Origin of the sequence: Microbacterium sp. NPDC056057, from assembly GCF_042266945.1 — a bacterium.
Lineage (GTDB): Bacteria > Actinomycetota > Actinomycetes > Actinomycetales > Microbacteriaceae > Microbacterium > Microbacterium trichothecenolyticum_C.
Genome location: NZ_JBHJWS010000001.1, coordinates 287,653 through 312,337, shown reverse-complemented (window position 1 = coordinate 312,337; position 24,685 = coordinate 287,653). Strand labels below are relative to the sequence as shown.

Sequence of the window (24,685 nt, the reverse complement as noted above, 5' to 3'; positions counted from 1 at the left end):
GCGCTACGCCAGCTCGGCGATGATCGGGTGGATGGCGGCATCGAACGCCGCGACATCGCCCCGCAGTCCGTCGGTGACGGCGATCGTGAGCGAGCCGATCCACCACACCCCGCGCTGATTCAGCGGCAGCACCTGCACATTGAGCTCGAACGAGTGCGCCCGCCGGCCGACCTGCCGCTCGTGCTCGGCGATCGCCCCCGCGTAGGCGCGGTACGCGGTGCCCGTGCTGTGCGACGCCTCTTTCCGGTACCGGGCGTTCGCCGACTGCGCGAACGCCACCGCCTCGATCGCATGCGGTTCGAAGGCTGCGCGCAGCTCGTCGCAGCCCTCGGTGGGAAGGGCGAGCGCGGTGTCGAAGCCGTCGACGAGATCGAGGGGGACCGGCGACGGATGCGCCTGCGGCTCGACCGTCATCGCCCAGAACTCACGCCACTGCCGTTCCAGCAGCGCCTGGGCCTCTTCGGACCGGTCGTTCGCGCGCGGAGGGATGCCGCGGAGGTGGGGAAGCTCGTCCGGAGAACGGATGCCAAGCACCTGGCGGAGGTAGAGGGCGAGGAGAACGGGCTGACCGGCGTCTTCGCGGATCAGCCACTCCGGAGCACCGGCGCCGCCCATGTGGCCATTGTAGATCCGGGCATCGACGTCGAGGCGGGGGCTCACACCGCAAGAACGGGACGGATGCTGAGGCCCGGCGTAACAGCGGCGGTCCCTGGCATCCGTCCAGGTGGGGCGCCGGTAGGCTGGTAGCCGTGGCCTCATCCGAACGCGATGCCCCCTCCCGCCCCGAAGAGCCCGTGAACCCGTACGCGGCTGCCGGCGTCGACACCGCCGCCGGCGACCTCGCCGTCGAGCTGATGAAGTCGGCGGTGCGGCGCACCCACGGCCCCGAGGTGCTCGGGGGCGTCGGCGGCTTCGCCGGACTCTTCGACGCGGCCGCGTTCAAGGCCTATGACAAGCCGCTGCTGGCCACCAGCACCGACGGCGTCGGCACGAAGGTCGCGATCGCGCAGGCCATCGACAAGCACGACACGATCGGGCAGGACCTGGTCGGCATGGTCGTCGACGACATCGTCGTGGTCGGCGCGAAGCCGCTGTTCATGACCGACTACATCGCCTGCGGCAAGGTCTTCCCCCAGCGCATCGCCGACATCGTCCGCGGCATCGCCGAGGGCTGCGAGGCCACCGGCACGGCCCTCGTTGGCGGCGAGACCGCCGAGCACCCGGGCCTGCTGGGCGTCAACGACTACGACGTCGCGGGTGCCGCGACCGGCGTCGTCGAGGCCGACCGCGTGCTGGGCGCCGAGCGGGTGCGCGAGGGCGACGTCGTCCTGGCGCTCGCGAGCTCGGGCCTGCACTCCAACGGCTACTCGCTGGTGCGCCACATCGTGGCGGGCTCCGGCATCCAGTACGGCGACAACGCCGCCGATTTCGGCACGACGTGGGGCGAGGCCCTGCTCGAGCCGACCCGCCTCTACACGCTGCCGCTGCTGCGCCTCATCGAGGCGACCGGCGACGCCGTGCACTCCCTCAGCCACGTCACCGGCGGCGGCATCGCCGCGAACCTCGCGCGCGTTCTCCCGCAGGACACGTGGGTCGAGGTCGACCGCTCGACGTGGTCGCCTTCGCCGGTGTTCCGCGTCCTCGCCGACCTCGGCGGTCTTGAGCTCGAGGCGACCGAGGGCACCTGGAATCTCGGCATCGGGTTCCTGGCGGTCGTGTCGGCCGACAAGGCCGAGGCCGCAGCATCCGCTCTCTCCCGTGACGGCATCGCGACGTGGCAGGTGGGTGTCGTGCGCACCGGCGACCGCCCGGCCGACGGCCACTGGGAGCAGGGCGCCAAGGGCGTCGACGGCGGCGCGGTGCGCCTCGTCGGCGCATACGCAGACCACACGGCTCGCTGAGCCGGGCACGAACAGCAGGAGCAGGCAACACCCATGTGCGGAATCGTCGGAATGGTGGGCCGCGGGTCCGTCAACCAGGAGATCTACGACTCCCTCCTCCTCCTCCAGCACCGGGGTCAGGATTCCACGGGCATCTCGACCGCCGAGCGAAACGGCGTCGTGCACATGCACAAGGTCAAGGGGCAGGTGCGCGAGTCGTTCCGCACGCGCGACATGCGCGCGCTCCTCGGCGAGATCGGCCTCGGCCACGTCCGCTACGCGACCAAGGGCACGGCGTCGAACGAGGAAGAGGCGCAGCCCTTCTACGTGAACGCCCCGTACGGCATCGTGCTGGTGCACAACGGCAACCTCACGAACACGCGTGAGCTCACCGAGGAGCTCTTCCACAAGGACCGCCGCCACCTCAACACGTCGTCCGACACCGAGCTGCTGGTCAACGTCCTCGCGAACGAGCTGCAGTCGTCCATGTCGGGTCTCGAGCTCGACCCGGCGCAGGTGTTCCAGGCCGTGACCCGCGTGCACGAGCGCGTCGAGGGCTCGTATGCGGCCATCGCGCTGATCGCGGGCTACGGTCTGCTGGCGTTCCGGGACCCGTTCGGCATCCGTCCGCTCATCCTGGGCACCCGCAAGAACGAGGACGGCCACTATGAGTGGGTCGTCACGAGCGAGTCGCTCGTGCTCGAGAACGGCGAGTTCGAGGTCGTGCGCGACGTCGACCCGGGCGAGGCCGTCTTCATCGACCTCGAGGGCAACCTGCACACGCAGCAGTGCGCGACCGACCCGCAGCTCGTGCCGTGCTCGTTCGAGTACGTCTACCTCGCGCGCCCCGACTCGGTCATGAACGGCATCTCGGTCTATGAGGCGCGTCTTCGCATGGGCGACCGGCTCGCCGACACCATCGCGAAGTACACGCCGAAGGAAGCGATCGACGTCGTCATGCCGATCCCCGACTCGTCGCGCCCGGCGGCCATGCAGGTCGCCCGCAAGCTCGGCGTCGAGTACCGCGAGGGCTTCTACAAGAACCGTTACGTCGGCCGAACGTTCATCATGCCCGGCCAGGCCGCCCGCAAGCGCAGCGTGCGCCAGAAGCTCAACGCCATGTCGAGCGAGTTCAAGGGCAAGAACGTGCTCCTCATCGACGACTCCATCGTGCGCGGCACGACGTCGAAGGAGATCATCCAGATGGCACGGGATGCCGGGGCCAAGAGCGTCACGTTCGCCTCGGCCGCGCCGCCCGTGCGTTACCCGCACGTCTACGGCATCAACATGCCGTCGCGTCACGAGCTGGTGGCCCACGGCCGCACGATCCCGCAGATCGCGGAGGAGCTCGGCGCCGACTTCGTCGTCTACCAGGAGGTCGAAGACCTCAAGGCGGCGATCCTCGAGGGCTCCGACGTCGAGGACCTCGACATGAGCTGCTTCGACGGCCGCTACATCACCGGCACCGTGACCGACGAGTACCTCGCCTGGGTCGAGGGCTCGCAGGAGTCCTGACACCGCGGGTCGCAGCATCCGTCCGGCCCGCGAGAATCGGAGATCTCGCGAGAATCGGACGATTCGGGCGCCAAGCGTCCGAGTTCGGCGGGATCTCCGAGTTTCGCGCGGCGTCCACCTCGGGCCGCAGCATCCGTCGCCGCCCGTAGGGTGGATAGGTGAAGTCGTCTCCTGCCCGTCCGCTCTGGCAGGGGAGGACCCTCGCGCTCGTCGGGATCGTGCTGTTCGCGTTCTCGCTGCGCTCGGCGGTCGCCTCGCTGTCGCCCCTCTATGACCACATCGCCGCGGACTTCGCCGTCCCCCCGGCGGTCATCGGGCTCATCGGCACGGCGCCGCCCGTGTGCTTCGCGATCTTCGGGCTGCTGACGCCCGCCCTCGAGCGCCGGTTCGGGCTCGAGCGCCTCGCGGTCGCCGCAATGGCGGTCGTGACGCTCGGGCTCGTCGCGCGCAGCTTCGCGCCCAGCTGGGGTCTGCTGCTCGCCGGCACCGCGCTGGTGTTCGCCGCGGTCGGCACGGGCAACATCCTGCTGCCGCCGCTCGTGAAGCGGTACTTCCCCGACCGCATCGGCCTGATGACGACGATCTTCTCGACCACGATGGCCGTGTCGACCTTCCTGCCGCCCCTCATCGCCGTTCCGATGGCGGATGCTGCGGACTGGCACCTTTCGCTGGGTTTGTGGGCCGTCTTCGCCCTGGTGGCGATGATCCCGTGGATCGGTCTCGCGCTGCGCCACCGCGCCGAGCAGGCCGAGAAGGACGACGAGGACTTCGAGGAGCCGAGCCCGCTGGCGTTCGGCCGCATGTGGCGGATCCCGCTCGCGTGGGCGCTGCTCGTCGCGTTCGCGGTGTCGAGCACGATCGCCTACACGTCGTTCGCGTGGATGCCTCAGCTGCTCGTCGACATCGCAGGCGTGACGCCGGCGACGGCCGGTGCGCTGCTGTCGCTCTTCGGATTCATGGGCCTGCCGGCATCTCTGGTGGTTCCGCTGCTCGTCACGCGCTGGAACGCCACCCGACTGCTGTTCGGGGTCGCGGTCGCGTGCGGGTTCGCCGGCACCGCGGGGTTCCTCTTCGTGCCGACCGCCGCGCCGTGGCTCTGGGTCGTGCTGCTCGGGCTCGCGCCGCTGCTGTTCCCGATGATCCTCGTGCTGCTCGGCCTGCGCACGCGCACGCACGAGGGCTCGGTCGCCCTGAGCGGCTTCGCCCAGAGCGGCGGCTACGCGATCGCGGCGCTGTTCCCGTTCGGCATCGGCCTGCTCCACGAGGCGACGGACTCGTGGACGGGTCCGCTCATCGTGCTGGCGATGGTCGTCGCGGCAGCGATCCCCGCAGGGGTCGTCGCGGCCCGCCCCCACACCGTCGAGGACGACTGGGCCAGGCGCCACGGCGCCTGGTGAGGCATCCCGGGGCTGCGAGGCCTCCGGGGTCGACGAACACCCGTCAGGCCGCCGAAACGGCGGCCGACATGCGACGTGCTACGCCTGCGACGACGAGAGCGGCGAGGTCTCGTCCTCGTCTTCGTCGCTGTACTTGTCGGCCCACTTGTCGACGTACTCGTCTTCACTGTGGTGACCGAGCTCGCGCTCGAGCGCCGAGTAGTTCACGCTGTACGTGTCGTACTTCAGCTCTCGGGCGATCTTGGTGTGCTTCGCCTTCTGACGGCCACGCCCCATGCGAGACCCCCTCATTTAGGATCGCGGGCTATTTTGCAGGCTCTCGGCCTCGCAAACCCGGGCATTCACGAATCCGGCTTCGAACCGGTAAGAGTAGCATTCAGGATAACACGGAGCCCCCGTACCCCGGCGGTTCCGACGCCACCGGTGGACGAGGAGTGCGGACATATGACCGACGAGGCATCCGAGCCGGAAGGCGATGCGACGACCGATGCGAGCCTGCACGGGGCGGTGATCGCGGGTGTGATCCCCGACCAGTCGCCGCGCGTCCTGAAGGAGGCGGCGCGCTACGCGAAGCTCTTCCAGGCGCCGCTCGTTGTCGTGCACGTCGACGTCACGCGCTTCGTCACCTACGAGGACCCCGACGGGTACGTCCACTCGGCGCCCATCGACATCAACATCGCCGCCGGCGAGGGTGAGCTCGCGAAGGTGCAGGATGCCGCAGCATCCGTTCTCGGCGATTCCGGGCCGGACTGGACCGTGCGCCAGCTCGTCGGCGACCCTGCGATGGCGCTCAAGCACTTCGCCGACGAGATCGACGCGCGCCTGCTCGTCGTCGGCACCCGCAAGCGCGGCTTCGGCGAGTCGGTCCGCGAGTTCTTCACAGGCTCTGTCGGCGCGCGCCTCGCGCACCGCCAGCACCGCCCGATCCTGATCGTCCCGCTCGGCGAGCCTGTCCCCGACGACGAGGAGATCTGGCCCGCCTGACTCGTTCGCAGGGCCGAGGCGTTTCGTCTCGCTCGTTCCTCGCTCGCTCAACGACCTGTGGCGGAAGGCCGAACCCACCGCTCGTTGAGCGAGCTTGCGAGACGAAACGCCCTGGGCTTCCGAGGAAACCCAGGGCGTTCGGCTGAGGGATGCTGCGGCTCAGCCGCGCAGCGCGCGTGTCACGTCGCGGGCCACGCGGTCGAGTTCGCTGGCGAGCTGGTCGACGATCGACGAGGCGAGCTCGCCGCCGCGGGCCACGTGGACCCGGACGTCGCCGCGCACGTTGGCGCGGAACTCGTTCACGAGGGCGTCGACGCGCTGCACCTGCTCGCGGCTGCGCACCCGCGGGTCGTCCTCGCGCGAGGGCTGAGGCGTCGTCTTGCGCTCCTCGCGCGATGCGGCAGCGAGGTCGGCGCGGAGGCTCTTCATCGCCTCGCGCACACTGCCGCGCACCTCGTCGGCGATGAGCCGCACCGAGTCGGCGAGGCCGGCCTCGATGCCCTCGAGCTCACCCGCCCGCGACTGCACCTCGGCGTGGCCGGCCTCGCTGATCGCGTACACGGTCTTGCGGCCGTCGACGGTCTTGGTCACGAGGCCCTCCTCTTCGAGCTTCGCCAGACGCGGATAGATGGTGCCGGCGCTGGGGGTGTAGGTGCCCCCGGTGCGGTCCGACAGGGCCTGCATGATGTCGTAGCCGTGACGCGGCCCTTCATCGAGCAGGTTCAGCAGGTACAGGCGAAGATCGCCGTGCGAGAAGACCGGAGCCATGGTTCACAGCCCTCCTCGGTCGAAGCCATCCGCCGCTTCACCGGCGGCCGCTTCATCGACACCGGCGGCAGGCTGCGAGCCCGCGGGCTCGGCCGGTGCAGACGTCGGGGCGTCGACGGACGCGTGGGGCGCAGCATCCGTCACCGGAGAAGCCGCGCGGCGCAGCACGGTGATGTTGCCCGAGACGCTGTGGGCGCGCACGTCGGCGAAGCTGCCCGAGAGCTCGCCGACGGAGCCGGCGTAGTTGGTGGTCGGGCCGGTGCCGTTGCCGGAGCGCACGATGCCGTCGACCTGGACCTTGCCGCTGACGCTGCGGATGACGTAGTTGGCCGGGTGGCCCTCGTCGAGGCGCACGGTCGAGGTGCCGCTGACGGTGTTGAGGCCGACCGACAGGATGTCGCCGGCCGAGTCCACGAGGACCGAGCCCGAGACCGTGTCGATGGTGGCCTTGCGGAGGGCTCCGGTGGCGGCCACGTCGCCCGAGACGCTGTTGGCGTTGAGCGAGCCGACGAGCTCGCGCACCTGCACGTCGCCCGATACGGCGTTGACCGACAGGTCGCCGGTGAGGCCGTCGACGATGATGTCGCCCGACACGGTGTTGAGCGAGGCGTTGTTCTGCAGGCCCGAGACGAGGGCGCTGGCGCTGACGACGCCGAGGGTGAGGGCGACCTCGCGGGGGACCGCGACGCTGATCTCGGCCTTGGGGCCGGTGTTGCCGAAGTTGCGGAACACCTCGAGGAAGTTGTCCCAGCGCAGCTGCGGGTGGTCGATCTCGACGTGGTCGTCGGCGACCTCGATGCGGAGGTCCTTGACGGTGACCTCGTGCACTTCGATGCGGATGCCGGGCTCGTCATGGGCGATCACGTCGACCTGCCCGCCGACGAGGCCGATCTTGAGCGTGCGCACGTTCTCGATGTCGATGACGCGCGTCTCGCCCGGGTGGATGATCCACTTCTCCAGGGTCATGACTGCTTCTCCTGCGGTATCTCTAGGGGGTGATCCGTATCGCGATATATCGCGTGCTACGAGAGTAACACGATATATCGCGTTCTTGTCAAGAATCTTGCTCGAACCCGCTTGACCTTGACGCGACGTCAACCTTTAACGTGGTCCTCACGACGAACCGACCACGAGAGAGAGGAGGTCGTCATGGAGGACGAGCAGGAGTGGTCGATTCAACAGATCGCGAAGCTCGCCGGCACCACCAGTCGCACGCTCCGTCACTACGACGACATCGGCCTGCTCGCGCCGTCGAGCATCGGCCACAACGGCTACCGGTACTACGGCCAGGCCGCGCTCGTGCGGCTGCAGCGCATCCTGCTGCTGCGCGAGCTCGGACTCGGACTGCCGCAGATCGCCGCGGTGATCGAGCGGGAGACCGGCGAGGTGCCCGCCCTCGAGGCGCACCTGGCATGGCTGCGGCAGGAGCAGGACCGGCTGGCGCGGCAGATCGCGTCGGTCGAGAACACGATCAGTGCAGTGAGAGGAGGTGAACGACTGATGGCAGAGAACATGTTCGACGGCTTCGACCACACGCAGTACAAGGACGAGGTCGAACAGCGCTGGGGCAAGAAGGCGTATGACGACAGCGACCGCTGGTGGCGCTCGATGAGCGCCGACGAGAAGGCCGCGTGGCAGCAGCGCGTCTCGGACCTCGGCCGTGACTGGATCGCGGCCGCGGAATCCGGAATCGCCCCCGACAGCGACGAGGCCCAGGCGGTCGCGAAGCGGCACGTCGAGTGGCTGACCGGGATTCCCGGCACGCCCGCGGCGGCGCCCGGCGGCGACGTGAAGGCGTACGTGATCGGCCTCGGCGAGATGTACGTCGCCGACCCGCGGTTCGGCGCGAACTACGCGACGAGCCAGGGCGGCACGCACGGCGCCGAGTTCGTGCGCGACGCGCTCCGCGTCTACGCGGACGCGAACCTCTGACTCTTCCTCGCTCACCTGTCGCGATGTGCCGGCCCGGCCGGCATCTCGTGACAGGCGAACAGGAATGGCGGAGCCCGCAGGACAGACGGATGCCGCGGCCAGCAGTGGCCGCGGCATCCGTCTGCCTAGCGGGGGAGGGGTGAGATCAGGTGCCGCGTCCGCCGCTGATCACTCGGAACAGGAAGGCGATCAGGGCGATGACGCCGACGATGATGGCCACCCACAGCAGCCAGCTCAGCGCCGAGTTGAGGCCGCCGACGATCGCAAGGATGATCGCGACGACGATGATGATGATCAGGGCGAGGTTCATAGGAGGTTCTCCTTCTGCTTCGTCGATGCATGTGATGCATCGGATGCCTCGTGGGCACATCTCGACAGTGGCACCCGAAGGGCGGGGTCCGTAGGGGGTTGACGACGCCGGTTTTCCGGTGATATGCCGGGTCGACCGGTGCGTGCCGGGCTTCCGCCGCGGCGAAAGTCAACCCCGGGATCGCGCCGGCGCGCGGCCGGTAGCGTGATCGGATGCCGAAGCTCGTCCGCGTCCGTCCCTACGAGGACCCCGGCTTCCGTCGGCTGCGCGCGGGGTCGGGCTTCCGGTACCTCGACGAGAAGGGGCGCGCACCCGCGTCCCGCCACCTGGATCGCATCCAAGGGCTGGTGATCCCGCCCGCGTGGCAGGACGTGTGGATCAGCACCCGCCCCGACGGGCACATCCAGGCCGTGGGCGTCGACGACGCGGGCCGCCGCCAGTACGTCTACCACCCCGACTGGACCGCGGGCCGCGACCGCGGCAAGTTCGCGCGGTCGCTCGCGCTCGCCGAGGCGCTGCCCCGCGCACGGGCGCGGGTCACCACGTCGATCCGCCGGGCGGACCTCGATCGCGAGCGGGTGCTGGCGGTCGCCTTCCGCCTGCTCGACGACGCCGCGCCGCGCATCGGCTCGGAGCGCTACCTCGCCGCGCACGGCAGCCGGGGGCTCACGACGCTGCAGCGACGGGATGTCTCGGTCGAGGCATCCGTCGTCTCCTTCGCGTTTCCGGGGAAGAGCGGCAAGCACCAGGTGCTCGAGCTCGACGACGCCGACCTCGCCGCCGTGATGGAGCTGCTGGCCGCGGGCCGGCCGCGGTCGCCGCTGCTCGCGTGGCAGCGGGGCGGGCGGCGGGTGGCGCTGACCCCGACCGAGGTGAACGCGTACGTGCGGGCGCTCACGGGCGGGAAGTTCACCGCGAAGGACTTCCGCACGCTGCGCGGCACGATCCTCGCCGCCGAGGCGCTCGCGCGCATCGGCACCGTCGACACCAAGACCGACCGCAAGCGGGCCGAAGTGCTCGCCGTGAAGGCGACGGCGGAGGCGCTGGGCAACACCCCGGCGGTCGCGCGGGGCTCGTACATCGACCCGCGCGTGTTCACGCGGTACCGCGAGGGGAATCTGCTCGACCTGTCGATCACGCCGGAGTCCGCGATCCGCGGGCTGCTGCGGCCCGGGCGCTGACCCGGCGTGTGCGGCCGGGTGCGGGCGGTTCGTCTCGCTCGTTCCTCGCTCGCTCAACGAGCGGGAATCCCGGTCGTTGAGCGGAGCGCGCTCTGGCGCGCGAAGACGAAACGCCCCGAGTATCCGGGATCAGCGGGGCGAGTAGCGTGAAGGGATGCCGCAGCCCGTCGATCCCCGGATCCTCGGGGTGACGGTGGCCGGCGGGGCCATCGGCGTCCTCGCCCGCGCGCTCGTGCTCGACCCGGTGACCGATCCGACGGCGGTGCCGTGGGTGACGCTCGGGATCAACGTCGCAGGATCGCTCATCCTCGGGGTCATCGTCGGCTGGTTCGACGACCGGCGGCCGATCCTCCGCTCGTTCCTCGGCACGGGGATCATGGGCGGCTTCACCACCTACAGCGCGTTCGCGGTGGCCACAGCCCTCTGGGTCGCGACGCCGTGGATGGCCGCGGGGCTGGCGGCAGCATCCGTCATCGCAGGTGTCGTCGGCGCGATCGTCGGACTGTTCATCGGACGCCGGATCGCCGACCGGCCGGGCGAGATCGAGTACCCGGAGGACGCCGAGTGAGCCCGTGGCTGCTGGTCGCCGCGCTCGCGGGCGGCGTCGGCGCGGGGCTGCGGTACGTCGTCGACCGGGGGCTCACGCCGTCGGGCGGCGGGCGGTTCCCGATCGGGATCCTCGTGGTCAACGTCTCGGGCTCGTTCGTGCTCGGTGTGCTCACCGGGCTCGGCACGGCCATCGCGCCCGAGCTGTCGCTCGTGCTCGGGCTCGGTCTGCTCGGCGGCTACACGACCTTCAGCACCGTCTCGGTCGAGACCGTGCTGCTCGCCCAGCGCAAGCGCTGGCGGCATGCGGCCCTCAACCTGTTCGGCACGCTCGCGCTCGCCGCCATCGCGGCGGGACTCGGCCTTCTCCTCGGGGGAGCGGTTTCATGAGAGCCGCATGAAATACTGAAACGCGATACATCTCCGTATCGTGCGGGCTCTGCCCCTCCCCCTGCATCACCTCACCAGCGAAGGCCTCCGTGTGTCGAACCTCGCCGTTCTGAGTCTCAAGAACCGCGCGCTCATCGCGCTGATCACGATCGTCGCCGCCATCTTCGGCGGACTCGCGCTCACGAACCTCAAGCAGGAACTGATCCCGTCGATCGAGTTCCCCGCGCTCATCGTCGTCTCGACGTACCCGGGCGCGTCGCCCGAGGTCGTGAGCAACGACGTGTCGGTGCCCATCGAGACCGCCATCCAGGGCGTCCCGGGGCTCGAGTCGACGAGTGCGACGAGCACCACGAACGCCTCGATCGTGCAGGCGTCCTTCACCTACGGCACCGACCTCGCGACCGCCGAGCAGAAGATGACGCAGGCGATCAACCGCATCAAGTCGCAGCTGCCGACCGGTGTCGAGCCGAACGTCATCTCGGCGAGCATCGACGACTTCCCCGTCATCCAGCTGGCCGTGACCGGCTACGACGACGAGGCGACGATCCAGGCTCAGCTCGAGGCATCCGTCATCCCGGATCTCGAGGATGTCGCGGGCGTCAACGCCGCCCAGATCGTCGGCGGCGTGGGGCAGCGCGTCACGATCACGCCGAACCAGGAGGAACTGGCCGCCGCGGGCTACACGCAGCAGGCGATCCGCGATGCGCTCGACCAGAACGGCGTGCTGTTCCCCGGCGGCGAGATCACCGAGGGCGACGAGACGCTCACGGTGCAGACCGGCTCGAAGATCTCGTCGGTCGACGAGATCGCGGCGCTGCCGCTCGTGCCGTCGACGGCCGACCAGTTCGTCGCCGGCCCGAAGACCATCGGCGACGTCTCGACCGTGGCAGAAGAGGCCGACCCGGTCACGACCGTCTCGCGGGTGAACGGCGAGCCGGCGCTCACGATCGCCGTGACGAAGCTGCCCGCGGCGAACACGGTCGATGTGTCGCGCGGCGTGCTGGCGGTGCTGCCCGACCTGGAGGACTCGCTCGACGGCGCCGAGTTCACGGTCGTGTTCGACCAGGCGCCCTACATCCAGGAGTCGATCGACACCCTCGCGAAGGAGGGCCTGCTCGGCCTCCTGTTCGCGGTGCTGGTGATCTTCGTCTTCCTGCTGTCGGTGCGCTCGACGCTCGTCGCGGCGATCTCGATCCCGACGAGCATCCTCATCACGTTCATCGGCCTGCAGGCGTTCGGCTACTCGCTCAACATCCTGACCCTCGGAGCGATCACGATCGCGATCGGGCGCGTGGTCGACGACTCCATCGTCGTCATCGAGAACATCAAGAGGCATTACGTCGGCGACGCCGACAAGGGCGACTCCATCCGGCGCGCGGTGCGCGAGGTGGCGTCGGCCATCACGGCGTCGACGATCGTGACCGTCGCGGTGTTCCTGCCGATCGCCTTCGTCGGCGATGTCACGGGCGAGCTGTTCCGCCCGTTCGCGATGACCGTGACGATCGCCATGACCGCGTCGCTGTTCGTGGCGCTCACGATCGTGCCGGTGCTTGCGTACTGGTTCCTGAAGCCTGGCAAGCCGATCCTCGACGCCGAGGGCGTCGCGGTCGACCCGGAGGACCCGGCCGCGCCGCCGAGCCGTCTGCAGAAGTCGTACCTGCCGATCCTCCGCTGGACGCTCAAGCACTCGTGGATCACGCTCGCCCTCGCCGTGCTGGTGCTCGTCGGCACGATCGCCGCGGCTCCCTTCATGAAGACGAACTTCCTGGGCGACTCGGGCCAGAACACGTTCACGATGACGCAGGACATCGGCCCGGCTCCCTCGCTCGAGGCCGAGAGCGCCGCGGCGGAGCAGGTCGAGGAGGTGCTCCTCGACATCGACGGCATCGAGACCGTGCAGGTGTCGATCGGCTCGAGCGGCTCGGCCCTGCGCGACGCCTTCTCGGGCGGCGGCAGCGGCATCACGTACTCGATCACCACCGACCCGGGCGTCGACCAGGTGGCCCTCCGCGAAGAGGTGCAGAAGGCGGTCGCCGACCTCGACGACGCCGGCGAGATCACCGTCGCCGCGGGTGGCGGCGGCTTCGGCTCGACCGACATCGCGATCGACGTCACGGCCCCCGATTCGTCGACACTTCAGGACGCGACGGATGCTGTCATCTCGGCCGTCGAAGGAGCCGACGGCGTGGGCCAGGTCTCGAGCAACCTGTCGGCCTCGCTGCCGTACATCGCCGTGACGGTGGACCGCGACAAGGCCGCGGAGCTCGGCCTGTCGGAGGTCGCGGTCGGCGCGCTGGTGTCGAACACGATGCAGCCGCAGTCGATCGGCACGGTCGAGATCGACGACACGTCGCTCACGGTGTACCTCGCGGCGTCCGAGACACCCGCGTCGCTCGACGACCTGCGTCAGCTGCAGGTGCCGAGCGCCACCGGCCCGATCCCGCTCGAGCAGGTCGCGACCGTGGAGGAGAGCGAGGGGCCGACCTCGATCACGACCGAGGGCGGCCAGCGCACGTCGACCGTCACGGTGACCCCGTCGACCGACAACCTGCAGACCGCCACGGCCTCGGTGACGACGGCCCTCGCCGACGCCGACCTGCCGTCGTCGGCCGACGCCACGCTCGGCGGTGTCGTGACCCAGCAGCAGGACGCGTTCTCGCAGCTCGGCCTCGCACTGCTCGCGGCGATCCTGATCGTCTACATCGTGATGGTCGCGACCTTCAAGTCGCTGCGCCAGCCGCTGCTGCTGCTCGTGTCGGTGCCCTTCGCGGCGACCGGCGCGATCCTGCTGCAGATCATCACGGGCGTGCCGCTCGGCGTCGCATCGCTCATCGGTGTGCTGATGCTCATCGGCATCGTCGTGACGAACGCGATCGTGCTCGTCGACCTCGTGAACCAGTACCGCGAGAAGGGCCTCACTGCGCACGACGCCACAGTGGCGGGTGGCTCGCGCCGTCTGCGCCCGATCCTCATGACGGCGCTCGCGACGATCTTCGCGCTGACGCCCATGGCTCTCGGCATCACAGGCCAGGGCGGCTTCATCTCGCAGCCCCTCGCGATCGTCGTGATCGGCGGCCTCGTGTCGTCGACCGTGCTGACGCTGCTCGTGCTGCCGACCCTGTACAACCTCGTCGAGGGCGCGAAGGAGCGTCGGGCTGAGCGCCGGCGCCGTCGCGACGAGGGCGACGGCGGGGCAGGCCCGGCTCCGCAGGGCGATGGACCGGATGGCGGGACGGATGCTGCGGCCGCGGGAGTGCTCGTGGGTGCGGGGGTCGCGGCTGGTGCGGCTGGTGCCGAGGCTTCGGGTGAGGTTGCGGGTTCGGGTGGCGTCGGGGTCGCGGGCGCGGCGGGCGCTGCGGCGTTCGAGACCCGCCGGCAGCGGCGGCAGCGTGGGGCCGGTGGTTCGGCGGCTGAGACCTCCGAGGTCGCGGTTCCTGTGATCGAGGAAGGCCCCGACGTCGAGGTGTCGGACTCGACCCCGGCACCCGTCGAGGCTGAGCCTGCGGCGCAGTCGGTGGACGCGGGGGAGCCCGAGGCGGAGGCCGCTGAGGTCACGCCTGGGGATCATGCTGTGTCCGAACCGGAGGCTGGTTCGGAGTCGGACGCCGAGGTGCCGGAAGAACCTGCCCCGGTTGAGGCGAATGCCGCCGGCGACCGCGAGCCGGAGACTGAGACGGACGCCACTGCCGACGATGAGACGGTGGCTGAGGTCGAGGAACCCGAGTCGACGTCGGCGCCGACCGACGGACCGGAGCACGGGGAGACCGCCGAGCCGGCGGAGGACTCGGAGCCGGCCGCTGACGCGGAGCTCGGCCAGGCCGGCGAGCCGGAAGTCGAAGAGCAATCCGAGACCGAAGGCGCGACCGACCCCGAGGAGCCCGACGCGGGCCCGCTGCCCAGCGAGTCCGAGAGTGCGCCCGAGTCCGCCGAGCAGCCCGGAGATCACCCGACTCACCCCGACAACTCCGCGGACGACGACGGCAGCTCTCCCGAGGCCGAGCAGGTTGAGGCGGCAGCTGAAGACGCAGGCCCCTCGACGGAGCACCACAGTGGCGCCCCCGATGGCGAAGCAACACCGAATGACGAGGGCTCGGATGAGCCCGAGAATGGCGACGGTCGTCCCCACTACGGTCGCTGAGGCATCTCTCGCGTCGTGGCAGGATCGTCGCTGCGACTATCCCGTGTGGCCGCGCGAATAGCGCGGCCACACGGGCATTTTCACCGGGCGGGGTATACGAGCATTCCCGCCTCGTCTCGCGTGGTGCCCCGAGTTCTCGGTCTTGTATGCGCGCTGGAGGACCGGTTTGCGTGCGGGCGTCCCCGGCAGGATCGAGTTCGGCACGTCGACGGTGCGGGCCGTCCTCACTCGGAATCGGTGATGAACCGCCTATCCCTCGCTGCAACAGCCAGCGGTTGGACTACGACGTCTCCGACCCCCCTACGGACGGTATCAACGAGCTCTCTGACTCGGTAGCTCACCATGTAGTTTTGCCCGTTCGTGTTCCTTACTCGCTCGGCTAGGAATGCGACGAGTTCCGCGCCGTGGGTGTTGAGCACATCCTCTGAGAATTCACGATTGAAAAACCTTTCACCTAGCCCGATGCTGTGTCCGCTCACCAACGTCGCCGCGACAGGCAGGAACTCCCCGACGAAGGGGACGACATCAGCCCAGCGAGCGAGTTCTTCGACCGAAGCGACTCGCGGCTGCCCATTTAGGCGGCGCTCAAGGTGCTTGCCGAGCCAACGGCGCCACACTTCCGCTCCGTCGACGTTCTCCGACCGGACGAATTGCGATACCGCCTCGGCAAAGTCGGCGGCGTGCTTTCCGTCCGATGCAAGGACGGTTTGGTCGAGCAGTCGTTTTCGATCTGTGCTTGAGATGCCGGCGTAGGACACCACTGAGGCAACGAGCCCGAGGAATATGTGGTGCAGCGTCTCGTCCGGCAGCGTATCGAGGCGTGCGAGCTCCGCAATCATGCTGTCCAGCAACCCTGCCTGTAGAAGCCGGTCGTCCCATCTAGCGTGATGGAGGAACGGGTGCCAGCCGAATGCGTGCGTCTCGTCGTTGCGGAAGATGGGAAGCAGATGCGTGGTTGCGAAGTCGGGGTCGGCGGCGAAATAAAAGAACAGCTGTCCGGCGATCGCTGGTTGTGTGGCGTCGAGCGCATCTCGATTGCCGCTGAGTAGATCGATGAGAGCGGCAAACTCTTCGGGACTGAGTCCTGTCCAGTCGTCGCGATGATGACGCCAGCGTCGGTCTACTTCGCTACTCCAATACTGGGCGAGGAATCCTGGCCATGAGTTCAAATAGAGCGGCGCGAACGAGAGCGGTGTTGAGTCTTCCCGATGTGTGAACGCGCTTCCCTGGCTGTGCCAGAGTGTGCGCGCTAGTTCTCGCATTTCCCCAAGGACCGGTGATTCATCAAGGTCGACCTGCTGACGGATCTGGTCAAGCAGGAACCGACCGATCGCGTGCGCAGAGTCGTGATCGGCTACTAGCGTCGCCACGCGCTCGACGGGTTCGGTGGAGAGATCGCCGAGCTCTGCGTCGCCCCAGCCGCCAACGATGGAACGCCGGAGCTGGAGTCGCTTGTCGGCTAGATCGTTGTGGTCGTCTATTGCATCCCAGAGTCTGATACCGAGGTCGGGGCGCTGCTGCGCGGCCAGCTTGATGAGGCCGAGCGCGTCGGACCAGTCGGGTTCATCAAAGTGGCGCTCGGAGTAGTCGCGCGACATCAGCTCATCGAGGGCCGCAGGTACGCTTTCGTCGAGAGCCTGGATAAATTCCTCGATGGCCATCGGTGGCTTGCCGCCCCACGTGCCACTGGTCATCCAGGAGTCGAAGTCGGGGTGGTCTCGGGCAGCAAACTGTGGGTTCTCGGCTTGGATCTTCTCCAACGCGGCTCGGGCCGTCTCCCAGTCGGGGTCGGCCTCCGTCAACCACACGAGGAGGTTGAACTTTGCGTATGCGAAGTGCCGGTCGCGGTCCGGGATCTCCTCCGGGTAGTCCGGACCGGCTTCGGCGGCGTCCAGAACCTTCTCTTTGAGCGCTGGCGACGCTCCAGGCAACGTAGCGCCGAGCAGTTGATAGATCTCGTGCTTCAGATTCTCCGCATAGAGCCCTGAGCGCGCGACCAGCCACTCGATCTTTTGGTCATCGCTCCGCGCCGCATCCGAGGCGACGAGGTGGAGGGCCAGGCGGCGCATCAGGGTGCGGTCGAAGTCCCACCATCGGTCAGGTAGCTCAGGGCGAAGCGGCAGCGCCTTGAGCCCGTACTCTCGTAGACCGTCAATGATCGCGTCGAGCGGCTCGCGCAGATCATCTTGTTGGTGGGGTTCGATCGCCGAGCGACCATGCGTCAACGGATCCCAATGGCGCTCACCGTGATAGGCGTCGAGCAGGTCGTACGCCGCGACGAGCGCATCTTCCAGGGCGCCCCCGAGCGATCGATCTCCTGCTTGAACGGCTTGGACGATGAGCATGAGGTGCTGTGTTAGGGCGTACTCTTCCGAGTTCCATGTGACCTTGGCGTCGGGAGGGATGGTCCGCTCAACTGACTCATCGACGAACCATCGTCGCTCAAGCTTGAGCAGTGGCCGCAACGCTGTCCGCAGCACTGCCGTGCTGCGCGCCGTAGCTTCAGGTAGGAACGGCATCAAGAAGTCCGAACCGAGGGGTGCGGACTGGCCATGTACCGACGACGCAAGGAACGCCTGCCACCGATCGCCCGCTCCCGCATCGTGGTTGCCCAGCTCGTTGGCGATCCAAGTTGAGGTCCTGTAGAGCGAGCCCGTCATCGACTGGCCGAGCCGCTGCATCGTCTGCAGCGCGGCGCCGTTGAGGCTTGGCGACGAGATAAAGGTGCTCGCGAACCAGTGTCCGAGGATCGCGGTCGCCTCGGGGACATCTGGAGGCAGGAAGAGCTTCTTGAACTCTGGGAGGTCCTCCAGCCAGACCAGCCACTGGAGCTTTGACTCGTCAGGGAGCTGGTTCGTGGCGTTCGCGAAATCACGGGCGCCTTCAACAGTCCGGAGGCGAGCATGCAGGTAGTCCCGGTCGGGCAGCGGAAGTGTGGTGCCACCGGAGATGATCGTCTGCATGCGGGATTGGTGATCGGTCTGCCCCATCCGCGCGCGCTCACTCCAGGCGTCGAGTGCCGCGACGAGTGCGCCGTGATTCCGCCCCGCAACCGGATACGCGATCGGTCGGATACCGAGGTATGCCCACTTAGAGTTTGATGGGTCGCTGGTGAACGCGAAGCGTCGGGGCCCTGCAACTTGTCCGCCTGACGGCAGTCCTAGGGCGAGGTATCGCATGATTACGTCGTCGTGGCTGTAACCGATGAACACCACCATGAATCGATCGAACATTGACAGTAGGAATCGAGCGGCCCAAGCATCGGTGATATACGCGTGGCCGAAGTCGCGGTCAGTGAGGATCATGTCCTCTTTTGGGCGCGTCACCGAACCATGCAGGTGTACGAGACCTATGAAATCGCGCCCGAGCGGTAGTGCGGGCGCATGCCAGGTGTCCGCGACTATGACGTTCGCGCTGGCCGCTGCGGCGGCGAGGTGATCGTCATAGTTGGTGGTAACGATGCGAAAGCCGCCGCCGATGCTCGCGAGATCGACGACCGAATGGTGCAGGGAGTTGAACTTGGATCTCGGATCGGCGATCAGTTCGCGCGCGTGATGATGTGCATCGAACCCCTGTGGCAGTGATTCCAACTGGCCGACGAAGAAGTCCAGGCCTCCGCGCTTGGAGAACGGGTGCGAGGCACGTCGAGCGAGTTTCCTGGCGAGCCCGTCAAATAGGGGAAGGTTGGAAGGACTGGCCAAGGAGGCCCCCGCGCCGACGAAGAACACCAACTCGCCGCCTTCGTGCGCGTCGAGGATCTCGTCGGGTAGTTCAACGTCACCAGTTATCCACATCGCCGGTAGCCGCCTATGTCCGATCAGTGGCGGCCACGTGGGAATCCATGGGCACATGGTACTGGGGACCAGAGATGAAGCCGCACGAGAGGACATCCACCATTCCGCCGATTAGGGCACTGCACACAACGGAATCGTGACGACGAGTAGCGGTCGTTGACGCCTGGCGCTACCCACGCCCGCCAAAATGAATAGCGCTCCAGCGGCTGCTCGCGCCGGTGTCGGACCAATCGGCTACGTTGCGCCTATGGACAAGGAAGCGGATGAGCTAGTCGCGGCTCTCGCACGCGTGGAGTGGTCACCTGCCGCAGACGCGGAGCCTGCGAAGGCGTGGAGCAATCTCCGGCAACTCGCAGAGATAGAGGCGAGCGATCCGCTCGCGGCGAGGGCTGTCTCGCTCCTTGCCGGTGTTATCGGCATGATGTTGAACGGATTGGACTGGGACAGGCCGTATTCGCCCCTGATGCAGTTCGACGACCGTCGCACGCATGTCCCCAGCGACTTCACGCCGACGGAGCTGCTGTTCTTCGAGCGACTGCTGCCGATGGTTTCACCGAACCAACTATCGGCACGTATGGCGGACGTGCTGCACATCCGGTCGACGGAGAAGAGTGACCGCTTTCGCTGGGCGAAGGACGCGGTCGATCGGTGGATCGCAGCAGGTTTCTCGCGCGACCTGAGCAGAAGCGAGCAGGAGGATTGGAAACGTGCGGCTGATGTAGCCGCGCGGTTTCACATGGACGCAGCGAAGCAGGCGTTGATCGACCTCGGACTACGAACGTTTCATGCAGGTGACGCTGCTACCGCCTGGTCAATGGCCCGCGCCATGCGAGCGGCCCGCTACTTCCCAGATCCAGACCTCGTGGCCGAGCGATTGGAGTCTCTAGGGCTCGAAACCGGCGACGGCCACTTTCAGCGTCAACTGTATGAAGAGTCGATCCAGTGGACGCGTGGGGTTGGTGAACAGGCGCGATCGACGCGCCAGACCTTGCTCGGCGACTCCTGGTGGCGTGAAGCGGAGTCGCGAAGGTCAGATTCACGCATGGTTGCTCGCGACTTCTTCGGGAACTCGTTCAACGCTTATCGAGCCATCCCCAGCCGACACCGAACGCAGCACGTCGTCGACAGGTTGACAGCACTTCCCGAAATTATCCGGGTCGAAGGGGATGCAGCTCTCAGCGAGATGATGCCTCTCGAGGGTGAGCCGATCGACCTGTCGAACATTGCGGAGTCAGCGCGCCGTATCGCGCAGATGGACAACGTCCTTGACGCTCTCGCGGCGTGGCTGGACAACGTGCGCATGGACGACTTCGCCACGGCGCGAGAGGAGGCTCGGAAGCAGATGGCTGCGCACCCGCTGCTCCACGTCTTCTCGAGAACGACCGTCGACAGCGACGGCCGAACGATTCATCGGTCCGACGGGACGCGGGAACGCATGGGCGTGCCGGACGACGAGTGGTCAGAGATGATTCGCTCGTTCGAGTTAAAGAGTTCGCTCCTGAGCTCCGGATACATCTGGCCCGCGCTGCGGGAGTTCAGCTCCCGACAGCGCTTCACGCTTGCGGACTTCGACATCATCGTCTCTGCATCCCCGTTCGTTCCGGCGGAAGTTCGAGGGCTATACGCCCGAGGGCTCTTCCATGGGTACTACGAGCGCTTCGCGGAAGCGATCCACCTTCTCGCGCCAGCGACAGAGGCGTGCGTTCGCGGAGTCCTGCAACGCGGAGGTGTCGAGACTAGGACCATCCGGCAGGATGACACTGAGATTGAGCCGGGTCTCAGTGCGCTGATCGACTTACCAGGGGCAGACGAAGTGCTGGGCGTCGACCTCGCCTGGAACATTCGGGCTCTGTACTGCGGACCGCTGGGACCGAACCTGCGAAACCGTGTCGCACACGGCTTGTTGTCCTCGGACGAGGCAAGCGGCATCCACATGCTCGGGGCATGGTGGCTTGCGTTCCGTCTGGCTTACGTTCCCTACTACAACGCGGTGCAACTGGACGGCACGCCTCCGACGCCCAGCACCGCCGGCAATGGGACGAGCGATGCTTCTAACACGTCGACTTCGGATTGACCAACTGCCGCTTCGTACTATCGGTCGAGGGAACGGGTCAGCTTGGGCCATCCTTCCGAAACTCGAAGTGGACGCGAGCAACGCTTGCGGACGCAGCGTATTCGACAGTCCTCATTCCGTTGCCGGGCCGCAGTCCGCGCCCGATGCACGCCGACCGGTCCGCTCTTGCGCGGTGCCCGCTCAAGGATGAGACGCGAGGCTCACAACAACATCTGTCAAAGGAGCCCGCGGAGTAGACAAGAGGGGTCGGTAGGCCGAGAACGGCGCACCCGCGACCTGTCGACTATCGTGACCAGCGAAAGCGCCAGCGCCAGCGCTGACGCGCCGGCGCTTTCGCGTCCTCGAGCGCCGCCAACCATACCTCGGCGTGCCTCTTCCTGTCCGAGTGGTCTGAGACGACGCGCGCGATGTGACTCAGCATCATTGTGAACAACACGAAGAATATGAACACGCCTATTAGTACCCATGGGCTCAGCACCGTCAGCGCAGCGAAGACGACCGCGAGCACTGCAACCCACGTCGTGAGAAACGACCACGCCGACGCCATGTCGCCCGTCGTCGCCCAGCGCAGCCCATTCACGACGGCAAGGTAATCCTCCGGGCGAGTTTGCCGCGCCCCCGCGAGGGCGGCCACCGCTTGCCGCGTCGGCAGTTTCGAGATGTCAGGCCACAGATCCGGAGGCGCATCTTCGTGGGGCTGTGCCCACCCCGGGGGCTTGTGGCTCGTCGGTTTCGCCTTCGGCATGCCGATAAGCCTCCCCACCGTCGGTCAACGTCGTGCGATGTCGATGCTAATGGGGACCTCCGTCATTGGCCCGGGAGCCGGAGGATTGACCGAGTCGGGCGTGTGATGTTGGTGAGGGCCGTCGACTACAAGACCACGGCCTGCCGCGGCTCCTTGTCGATCCAAGCCTCGCCGGCCCGCCACTCGCCGTCGGCGTCACGGTAGCGAATGGCGAACTTCACCCCGAAGGAACGCCCGTTCCGCATCCGTCGTCCGCGGAACTGCTGCACGCCGCTATAGGGACCCGGCCATTGGGTGTCGCCGATGAACTCAAAGTCGCCGAGCGGCGCCGCGATCGATACGTCGCTGATCTCCACGCCGGACTGCGTGTTGTTGAGCAGGAAGCGGTCGTCTTCGAGGTACACCACACGCCACGTCGGCCGCAGCAGGGGTGACCGCTCTCGTTGTTCCTTGAGGATGCCGATCGCCTGCTGGCGGCCTTCCGCTCGTGCGGAGGCGATCGCGGACTGCAACTCACGCTGATGGGCCTTCGAAACGCGGTCGGCCTCATCAACGGCCAGAGCCTGCGTGGCCGCGATCTGCTCGGCGGCATGGGCCACCGCTGCCGCGGCCCGTTGGTCGGCGCTCGACGATGCTCCACGGAGTTGGGCTATGCGTTCGAGAAGTTGCTTGTCGCCCGAGAGCACGACGATCCCCAGCGCTTCGCAAAGGTCGGCGTAGAACCGGTTCGAGCGCTCGTTTTGCTTCTGCGCCCTCTCGAGCTCTTCGGCCCGCGCACGCATACGGCGCGTTGTGGTGACGCGGAGGGTCAGCGGCCACCTGAGAGCGCGCCCGATCGGCATCCACAACCTCACCCGAACCCGCTTGCTGAAGATTGCCAGCACGGCGGCGGTGATGATGCCGGCCAGCGCGCCGCCGATTATGGCGATCAGCCATGCTTCCCCTGAGCTCACGGCTCAGAGGATATCGGTGACCACCGACCGCGACGGCGGGGCGGGGCGTGTGTGACGGCCGAGCGCTCGGGCTACGGATCCTTCCGGCCCAGGATTCGCAACTCCCGAATGACCTGCGGCCAAAGCCCCTCGTTCGTCCGAAGGCGGCGTGCCCTTCGTGCGACGCCACGTCTGCGCCCTCGAGTAGAGTGACAAGCTTCGATTCGACCGAGGGAAGCGGGAACGGCCATCCTGCGCGACGGCGGTGCGTCAGCGTGCCACTGCCCGCAAGAGGATCGCTGCTATCGATGTGTGAGTATGCCGCCGAGAGCGACGACGGCATTCATGGTCCTGCCATACGACTCCGTGTGATCGTCGAGATCCACTTCATAGAGCCGATCCACCGCTGAGTTGACCAGTTCCAACGCTTCAGCGTGTAGCGAGTCGTTTTGCAAGCCCTCCACCAACAGCACGGCGACGTTGTAGTTGCAGATCGCTTCCAACACGCGATTTCTGTGTCGAAACTGTTCGGCGCCCGGGTGCGTGCGTGCAATTCCCCGAAGCACGCCCAGGCACTCATCCAGCAAACCTATGGCGCGGTCTTGCCGGCCGGACTCGGCAAAGAGAGCGGTCAGCTGGATCGCCCTCGTTATGAACGTGTCGAATCTGGTCCAATCCCAGGAATTCTGTTGCAACTCCTCGCTTGCCATCCTCACAAGAAACTCCTGAGTGGAAGGTTCTACCTGATCCGTTGCTTCGCGAATCAGGAAGGGACGGTCCTTGTTGGAGTTGTACCCGAGCAAGCCTGCAGTGCGCATGACCCTGAGCGTACGACGCCGGTGAGCGTGACAACCAGTTTCATGAGGGCTCCGACTGGCTCCCAAGCGAAACGCCAAGGCGGGCCTTCACGGCTCCAGAGACGCTTGTTGTTCTTCCCGTGTCTTCATCAACGCCTCCGGCGGAGCTCGACGTGTGCTCGGACAGTACCGAGCCACCGACTGACTGGTCGGAGTGAGGCCAATCGGCTGGGCTGGCACCAGCCTTGCTTGCAACGAGCGGCATCACCAGCACCACCCGTAGCAGGCCCAGGAAATGCCCGTTGAGGGATCTCTTCGGGCGCCGCCGCTTTGCGGTCCCTCGAGCGCTCCCCAGTCGACCGATGCTGATGCTCACCCAGCGCATCGGGCGGCGTGCGCGGCGTCATTCAGGTGCCGTGGCGGCAGCAGCTTGCGCCTCACGCGCTGCGCGCAGGAGCACAGCATCGAGTTCCGGCCCGCTGCAATCGTGGCCCGCGCCGGCGATCTCCAGGAGGTGGGCACGTGGGAGCTTCGCGCACAGATCAAGCGAGGCGGCTCGGGGGCTACGTGAATCAGCCGTACCACGCACGACGACGGTCGGCGTGCGTATCTCGGGCAGGTCTGGCCGCAGATCCTGCACCATGACGTCGATGAGCGCCTCGGTGGTGGCGGATCGCCAGTCATCGATGAGGGTGCGGGCGCGCGCTCGACGCTCGGGCATCCCACCTGGCGGATACACGGAATCAAGGAAGTCCTCCGCCCACTCCTCGACCCGGTGCATCGTTGTGAAGCGCACCGCGGCGATGCGCTGTGCCAGCGTGTCCGCGTCCAGAGATCCACCCCAACCGGCGTACCCGCCGATCAGGACGAGGTGGCCGACACTGGACGGGTGGTGGCGGGCGAGCAGCAGCGCAATCACTGACCCGAAAGAGAGCCCTGCGACGGCGGGCGTTGTCAGCCCCAACGCGGTGACGAATCCGGAGGCGATCTTCGCCCAGTCCGCGTCGCTCCACCCGCGGGGCACGTCGCCAGAGGCGCCGCACCCGGGCGCGTCCCAGGCAATGACGTCGAGGTGCGGGCTCAAGGTTCGCAGCTCATCGGCCCAGATACGAGAGTCCTCGAAGGCACCATGAAAGAGGACGAGCGGAGGTCCGCTCCCGCCCCGCCGGTACGCTATGCGCAGCCCGCCGACAACGACCTCAGTCATGATGCCGAACCTACGCCTCGGCGTTGTTAGCCGCAGCAGCGTCATGACCATGATCGTGCCGTATTGTTCATCGCGCTTATGCCCGATTGCGGATC

The 24,685-nt window shown here is 67.4% G+C and carries 19 protein-coding genes and 1 pseudogene; 10 read left to right on the top strand and 10 right to left on the bottom strand.

Going from position 1 to position 24,685, the window contains the following annotated elements:
- Window positions 1-3: 3 nt before the first annotated feature.
- The gene (locus tag ACFC1K_RS01330; RefSeq protein ID WP_310287235.1) at window positions 4-615 is read right to left on the bottom strand and encodes a zinc-binding alcohol dehydrogenase; all 612 of its coding nucleotides are present in this window, start codon (window positions 613-615) and stop codon (window positions 4-6) included.
- Between the two features lie 134 nt (window positions 616-749).
- Here ACFC1K_RS01330 and purM point away from each other — a divergent pair, with 134 nt between their 5' ends.
- The 3 genes from purM to ACFC1K_RS01315 all read left to right on the top strand — a co-directional run bounded on the left by purM (window position 750) and on the right by ACFC1K_RS01315 (window position 4,792).
- Entirely contained in the window at window positions 750-1,901 is a 1,152-nt protein-coding gene (gene purM / locus ACFC1K_RS01325; RefSeq protein WP_375870118.1) for a phosphoribosylformylglycinamidine cyclo-ligase, read from the top strand.
- A gap of 33 nt (window positions 1,902-1,934) precedes the next feature.
- The gene (gene purF / locus ACFC1K_RS01320; protein ID WP_310287239.1) at window positions 1,935-3,395 is read left to right on the top strand and encodes an amidophosphoribosyltransferase; all 1,461 of its coding nucleotides are present in this window, start codon (window positions 1,935-1,937) and stop codon (window positions 3,393-3,395) included.
- 158 nt (window positions 3,396-3,553) lie between these two features.
- Window positions 3,554-4,792 carry a CynX/NimT family MFS transporter gene (locus tag ACFC1K_RS01315; RefSeq protein ID WP_375870117.1) on the top strand — a complete coding sequence of 413 codons (1,239 nt, stop codon included), beginning with the start codon at window positions 3,554-3,556 and terminating at the stop codon, window positions 4,790-4,792.
- Window positions 4,793-4,870: 78 nt separating this feature from the next.
- On the opposite strand, the gene ACFC1K_RS01310 is transcribed toward ACFC1K_RS01315, so the two are convergent.
- On the bottom strand, window positions 4,871-5,068 hold the full coding sequence (locus ACFC1K_RS01310; RefSeq protein WP_310287243.1) for a DUF3073 domain-containing protein: 198 nt from the start codon (window positions 5,066-5,068) through the stop codon (window positions 4,871-4,873).
- Between the two features lie 168 nt (window positions 5,069-5,236).
- On the opposite strand from ACFC1K_RS01310, the gene ACFC1K_RS01305 reads away from it, so the two are divergent.
- The gene (locus ACFC1K_RS01305) at window positions 5,237-5,776 is read left to right on the top strand and encodes a universal stress protein (RefSeq protein WP_310287244.1); all 540 of its coding nucleotides are present in this window, start codon (window positions 5,237-5,239) and stop codon (window positions 5,774-5,776) included.
- Window positions 5,777-5,935: 159 nt separating this feature from the next.
- On the opposite strand, the gene ACFC1K_RS01300 is transcribed toward ACFC1K_RS01305, so the two are convergent.
- Complete coding sequence (locus ACFC1K_RS01300) at window positions 5,936-6,544, bottom strand: PadR family transcriptional regulator (protein ID WP_375870116.1); 609 nt, start codon at window positions 6,542-6,544, stop codon at window positions 5,936-5,938.
- A 3-nt stretch (window positions 6,545-6,547) separates the two neighbouring features.
- Window positions 6,548-7,510 (bottom strand): DUF4097 domain-containing protein, encoded by a 963-nt coding sequence (locus ACFC1K_RS01295; RefSeq protein ID WP_375870115.1) that lies wholly within the window; start codon window positions 7,508-7,510, stop codon window positions 6,548-6,550.
- Between the two features lie 183 nt (window positions 7,511-7,693).
- Here ACFC1K_RS01295 and ACFC1K_RS01290 point away from each other — a divergent pair, with 183 nt between their 5' ends.
- A complete protein-coding gene (locus ACFC1K_RS01290) occupies window positions 7,694-8,476 on the top strand; it encodes a MerR family transcriptional regulator (protein WP_375870114.1) in 783 nt (260 codons plus the stop codon).
- Window positions 8,477-8,621: 145 nt separating this feature from the next.
- Here ACFC1K_RS01290 and ACFC1K_RS01285 read toward each other — a convergent pair whose 3' ends face one another.
- A complete protein-coding gene (locus ACFC1K_RS01285; RefSeq protein WP_181911764.1) occupies window positions 8,622-8,786 on the bottom strand; it encodes a hypothetical protein in 165 nt (54 codons plus the stop codon).
- A 212-nt stretch (window positions 8,787-8,998) separates the two neighbouring features.
- On the opposite strand from ACFC1K_RS01285, the gene ACFC1K_RS01280 reads away from it, so the two are divergent.
- The 4 genes and pseudogenes from ACFC1K_RS01280 to ACFC1K_RS01265 form a co-directional block, all read left to right on the top strand.
- Window positions 8,999-9,967, top strand: coding sequence for a DNA topoisomerase IB (locus tag ACFC1K_RS01280; RefSeq protein ID WP_375870113.1), 969 nt, complete (start codon window positions 8,999-9,001; stop codon window positions 9,965-9,967).
- A gap of 154 nt (window positions 9,968-10,121) precedes the next feature.
- Window positions 10,122-10,535, top strand: a complete 414-nt coding sequence (locus tag ACFC1K_RS01275; protein WP_375870112.1) for a fluoride efflux transporter FluC — start codon at window positions 10,122-10,124, stop codon at window positions 10,533-10,535.
- Complete coding sequence (crcB, locus tag ACFC1K_RS01270) at window positions 10,532-10,903, top strand: fluoride efflux transporter CrcB (RefSeq protein WP_375870111.1); 372 nt, start codon at window positions 10,532-10,534, stop codon at window positions 10,901-10,903. The genes ACFC1K_RS01275 and crcB overlap by 4 nt, the downstream gene beginning before the upstream one ends.
- A 91-nt stretch (window positions 10,904-10,994) precedes the next feature.
- Window positions 10,995-14,123: pseudogene (locus tag ACFC1K_RS01265) on the top strand (efflux RND transporter permease subunit); the annotation flags it as partial.
- Between the two features lie 1,142 nt (window positions 14,124-15,265).
- Here the strand turns inward: ACFC1K_RS01265 and ACFC1K_RS01260 are convergent.
- On the bottom strand, window positions 15,266-18,835 hold the full coding sequence (locus ACFC1K_RS01260; RefSeq protein WP_375870110.1) for an SIR2 family protein: 3,570 nt from the start codon (window positions 18,833-18,835) through the stop codon (window positions 15,266-15,268).
- A gap of 247 nt (window positions 18,836-19,082) precedes the next feature.
- On the opposite strand from ACFC1K_RS01260, the gene ACFC1K_RS01255 reads away from it, so the two are divergent.
- Entirely contained in the window at window positions 19,083-20,909 is a 1,827-nt protein-coding gene (locus tag ACFC1K_RS01255; protein ID WP_375870109.1) for a DUF4209 domain-containing protein, read from the top strand.
- A 283-nt stretch (window positions 20,910-21,192) separates the two neighbouring features.
- Here the strand turns inward: ACFC1K_RS01255 and ACFC1K_RS01250 are convergent, their stop codons facing one another.
- From ACFC1K_RS01250 to ACFC1K_RS01235, 4 genes are all read right to left on the bottom strand, one after another.
- On the bottom strand, window positions 21,193-21,654 hold the full coding sequence (locus tag ACFC1K_RS01250) for a hypothetical protein (protein ID WP_375870108.1): 462 nt from the start codon (window positions 21,652-21,654) through the stop codon (window positions 21,193-21,195).
- A gap of 125 nt (window positions 21,655-21,779) precedes the next feature.
- A complete protein-coding gene (locus ACFC1K_RS01245) occupies window positions 21,780-22,607 on the bottom strand; it encodes a hypothetical protein (protein WP_375870107.1) in 828 nt (275 codons plus the stop codon).
- Between the two features lie 281 nt (window positions 22,608-22,888).
- Window positions 22,889-23,404: a hypothetical protein gene (locus ACFC1K_RS01240; RefSeq protein WP_375870106.1), complete on the bottom strand. Its 516-nt coding sequence runs from the start codon at window positions 23,402-23,404 to the stop codon at window positions 22,889-22,891.
- Between the two features lie 382 nt (window positions 23,405-23,786).
- Window positions 23,787-24,635: an alpha/beta fold hydrolase gene (locus ACFC1K_RS01235; RefSeq protein WP_375870105.1), complete on the bottom strand. Its 849-nt coding sequence runs from the start codon at window positions 24,633-24,635 to the stop codon at window positions 23,787-23,789.
- Window positions 24,636-24,685 lie beyond the last annotated feature (50 nt).

What these genes read in the sequence shown, in the direction of transcription:
- ACFC1K_RS01330 (WP_310287235.1), bottom strand. Translation starts at nt 615, where the DNA reads ATGGGCGGCGCCGGTGCTCCGGAGTGGCTGATCCGCGAAGACGCCGGT.
- purF (WP_310287239.1), top strand. Translation starts at nt 1,935, where the DNA reads ATGTGCGGAATCGTCGGAATGGTGGGCCGCGGGTCCGTCAACCAGGAG.
- ACFC1K_RS01310 (WP_310287243.1), bottom strand. Translation starts at nt 5,068, where the DNA reads ATGGGGCGTGGCCGTCAGAAGGCGAAGCACACCAAGATCGCCCGAGAG.
- ACFC1K_RS01305 (WP_310287244.1), top strand. Translation starts at nt 5,237, where the DNA reads ATGACCGACGAGGCATCCGAGCCGGAAGGCGATGCGACGACCGATGCG.
- ACFC1K_RS01300 (WP_375870116.1), bottom strand. Translation starts at nt 6,544, where the DNA reads ATGGCTCCGGTCTTCTCGCACGGCGATCTTCGCCTGTACCTGCTGAAC.
- ACFC1K_RS01295 (WP_375870115.1), bottom strand. Translation starts at nt 7,510, where the DNA reads ATGACCCTGGAGAAGTGGATCATCCACCCGGGCGAGACGCGCGTCATC.
- ACFC1K_RS01290 (WP_375870114.1), top strand. Translation starts at nt 7,694, where the DNA reads ATGGAGGACGAGCAGGAGTGGTCGATTCAACAGATCGCGAAGCTCGCC.
- ACFC1K_RS01285 (WP_181911764.1), bottom strand. Translation starts at nt 8,786, where the DNA reads ATGAACCTCGCCCTGATCATCATCATCGTCGTCGCGATCATCCTTGCG.
- ACFC1K_RS01280 (WP_375870113.1), top strand. Translation starts at nt 8,999, where the DNA reads ATGCCGAAGCTCGTCCGCGTCCGTCCCTACGAGGACCCCGGCTTCCGT.
- ACFC1K_RS01275 (WP_375870112.1), top strand. Translation starts at nt 10,122, where the DNA reads ATGCCGCAGCCCGTCGATCCCCGGATCCTCGGGGTGACGGTGGCCGGC.
- ACFC1K_RS01260 (WP_375870110.1), bottom strand. Translation starts at nt 18,835, where the DNA reads ATGTGGATAACTGGTGACGTTGAACTACCCGACGAGATCCTCGACGCG.
- ACFC1K_RS01255 (WP_375870109.1), top strand. Translation starts at nt 19,083, where the DNA reads ATGGACAAGGAAGCGGATGAGCTAGTCGCGGCTCTCGCACGCGTGGAG.
- ACFC1K_RS01250 (WP_375870108.1), bottom strand. Translation starts at nt 21,654, where the DNA reads ATGCCGAAGGCGAAACCGACGAGCCACAAGCCCCCGGGGTGGGCACAG.
- ACFC1K_RS01240 (WP_375870106.1), bottom strand. Translation starts at nt 23,404, where the DNA reads ATGCGCACTGCAGGCTTGCTCGGGTACAACTCCAACAAGGACCGTCCC.
- ACFC1K_RS01235 (WP_375870105.1), bottom strand. Translation starts at nt 24,635, where the DNA reads ATGACGCTGCTGCGGCTAACAACGCCGAGGCGTAGGTTCGGCATCATG.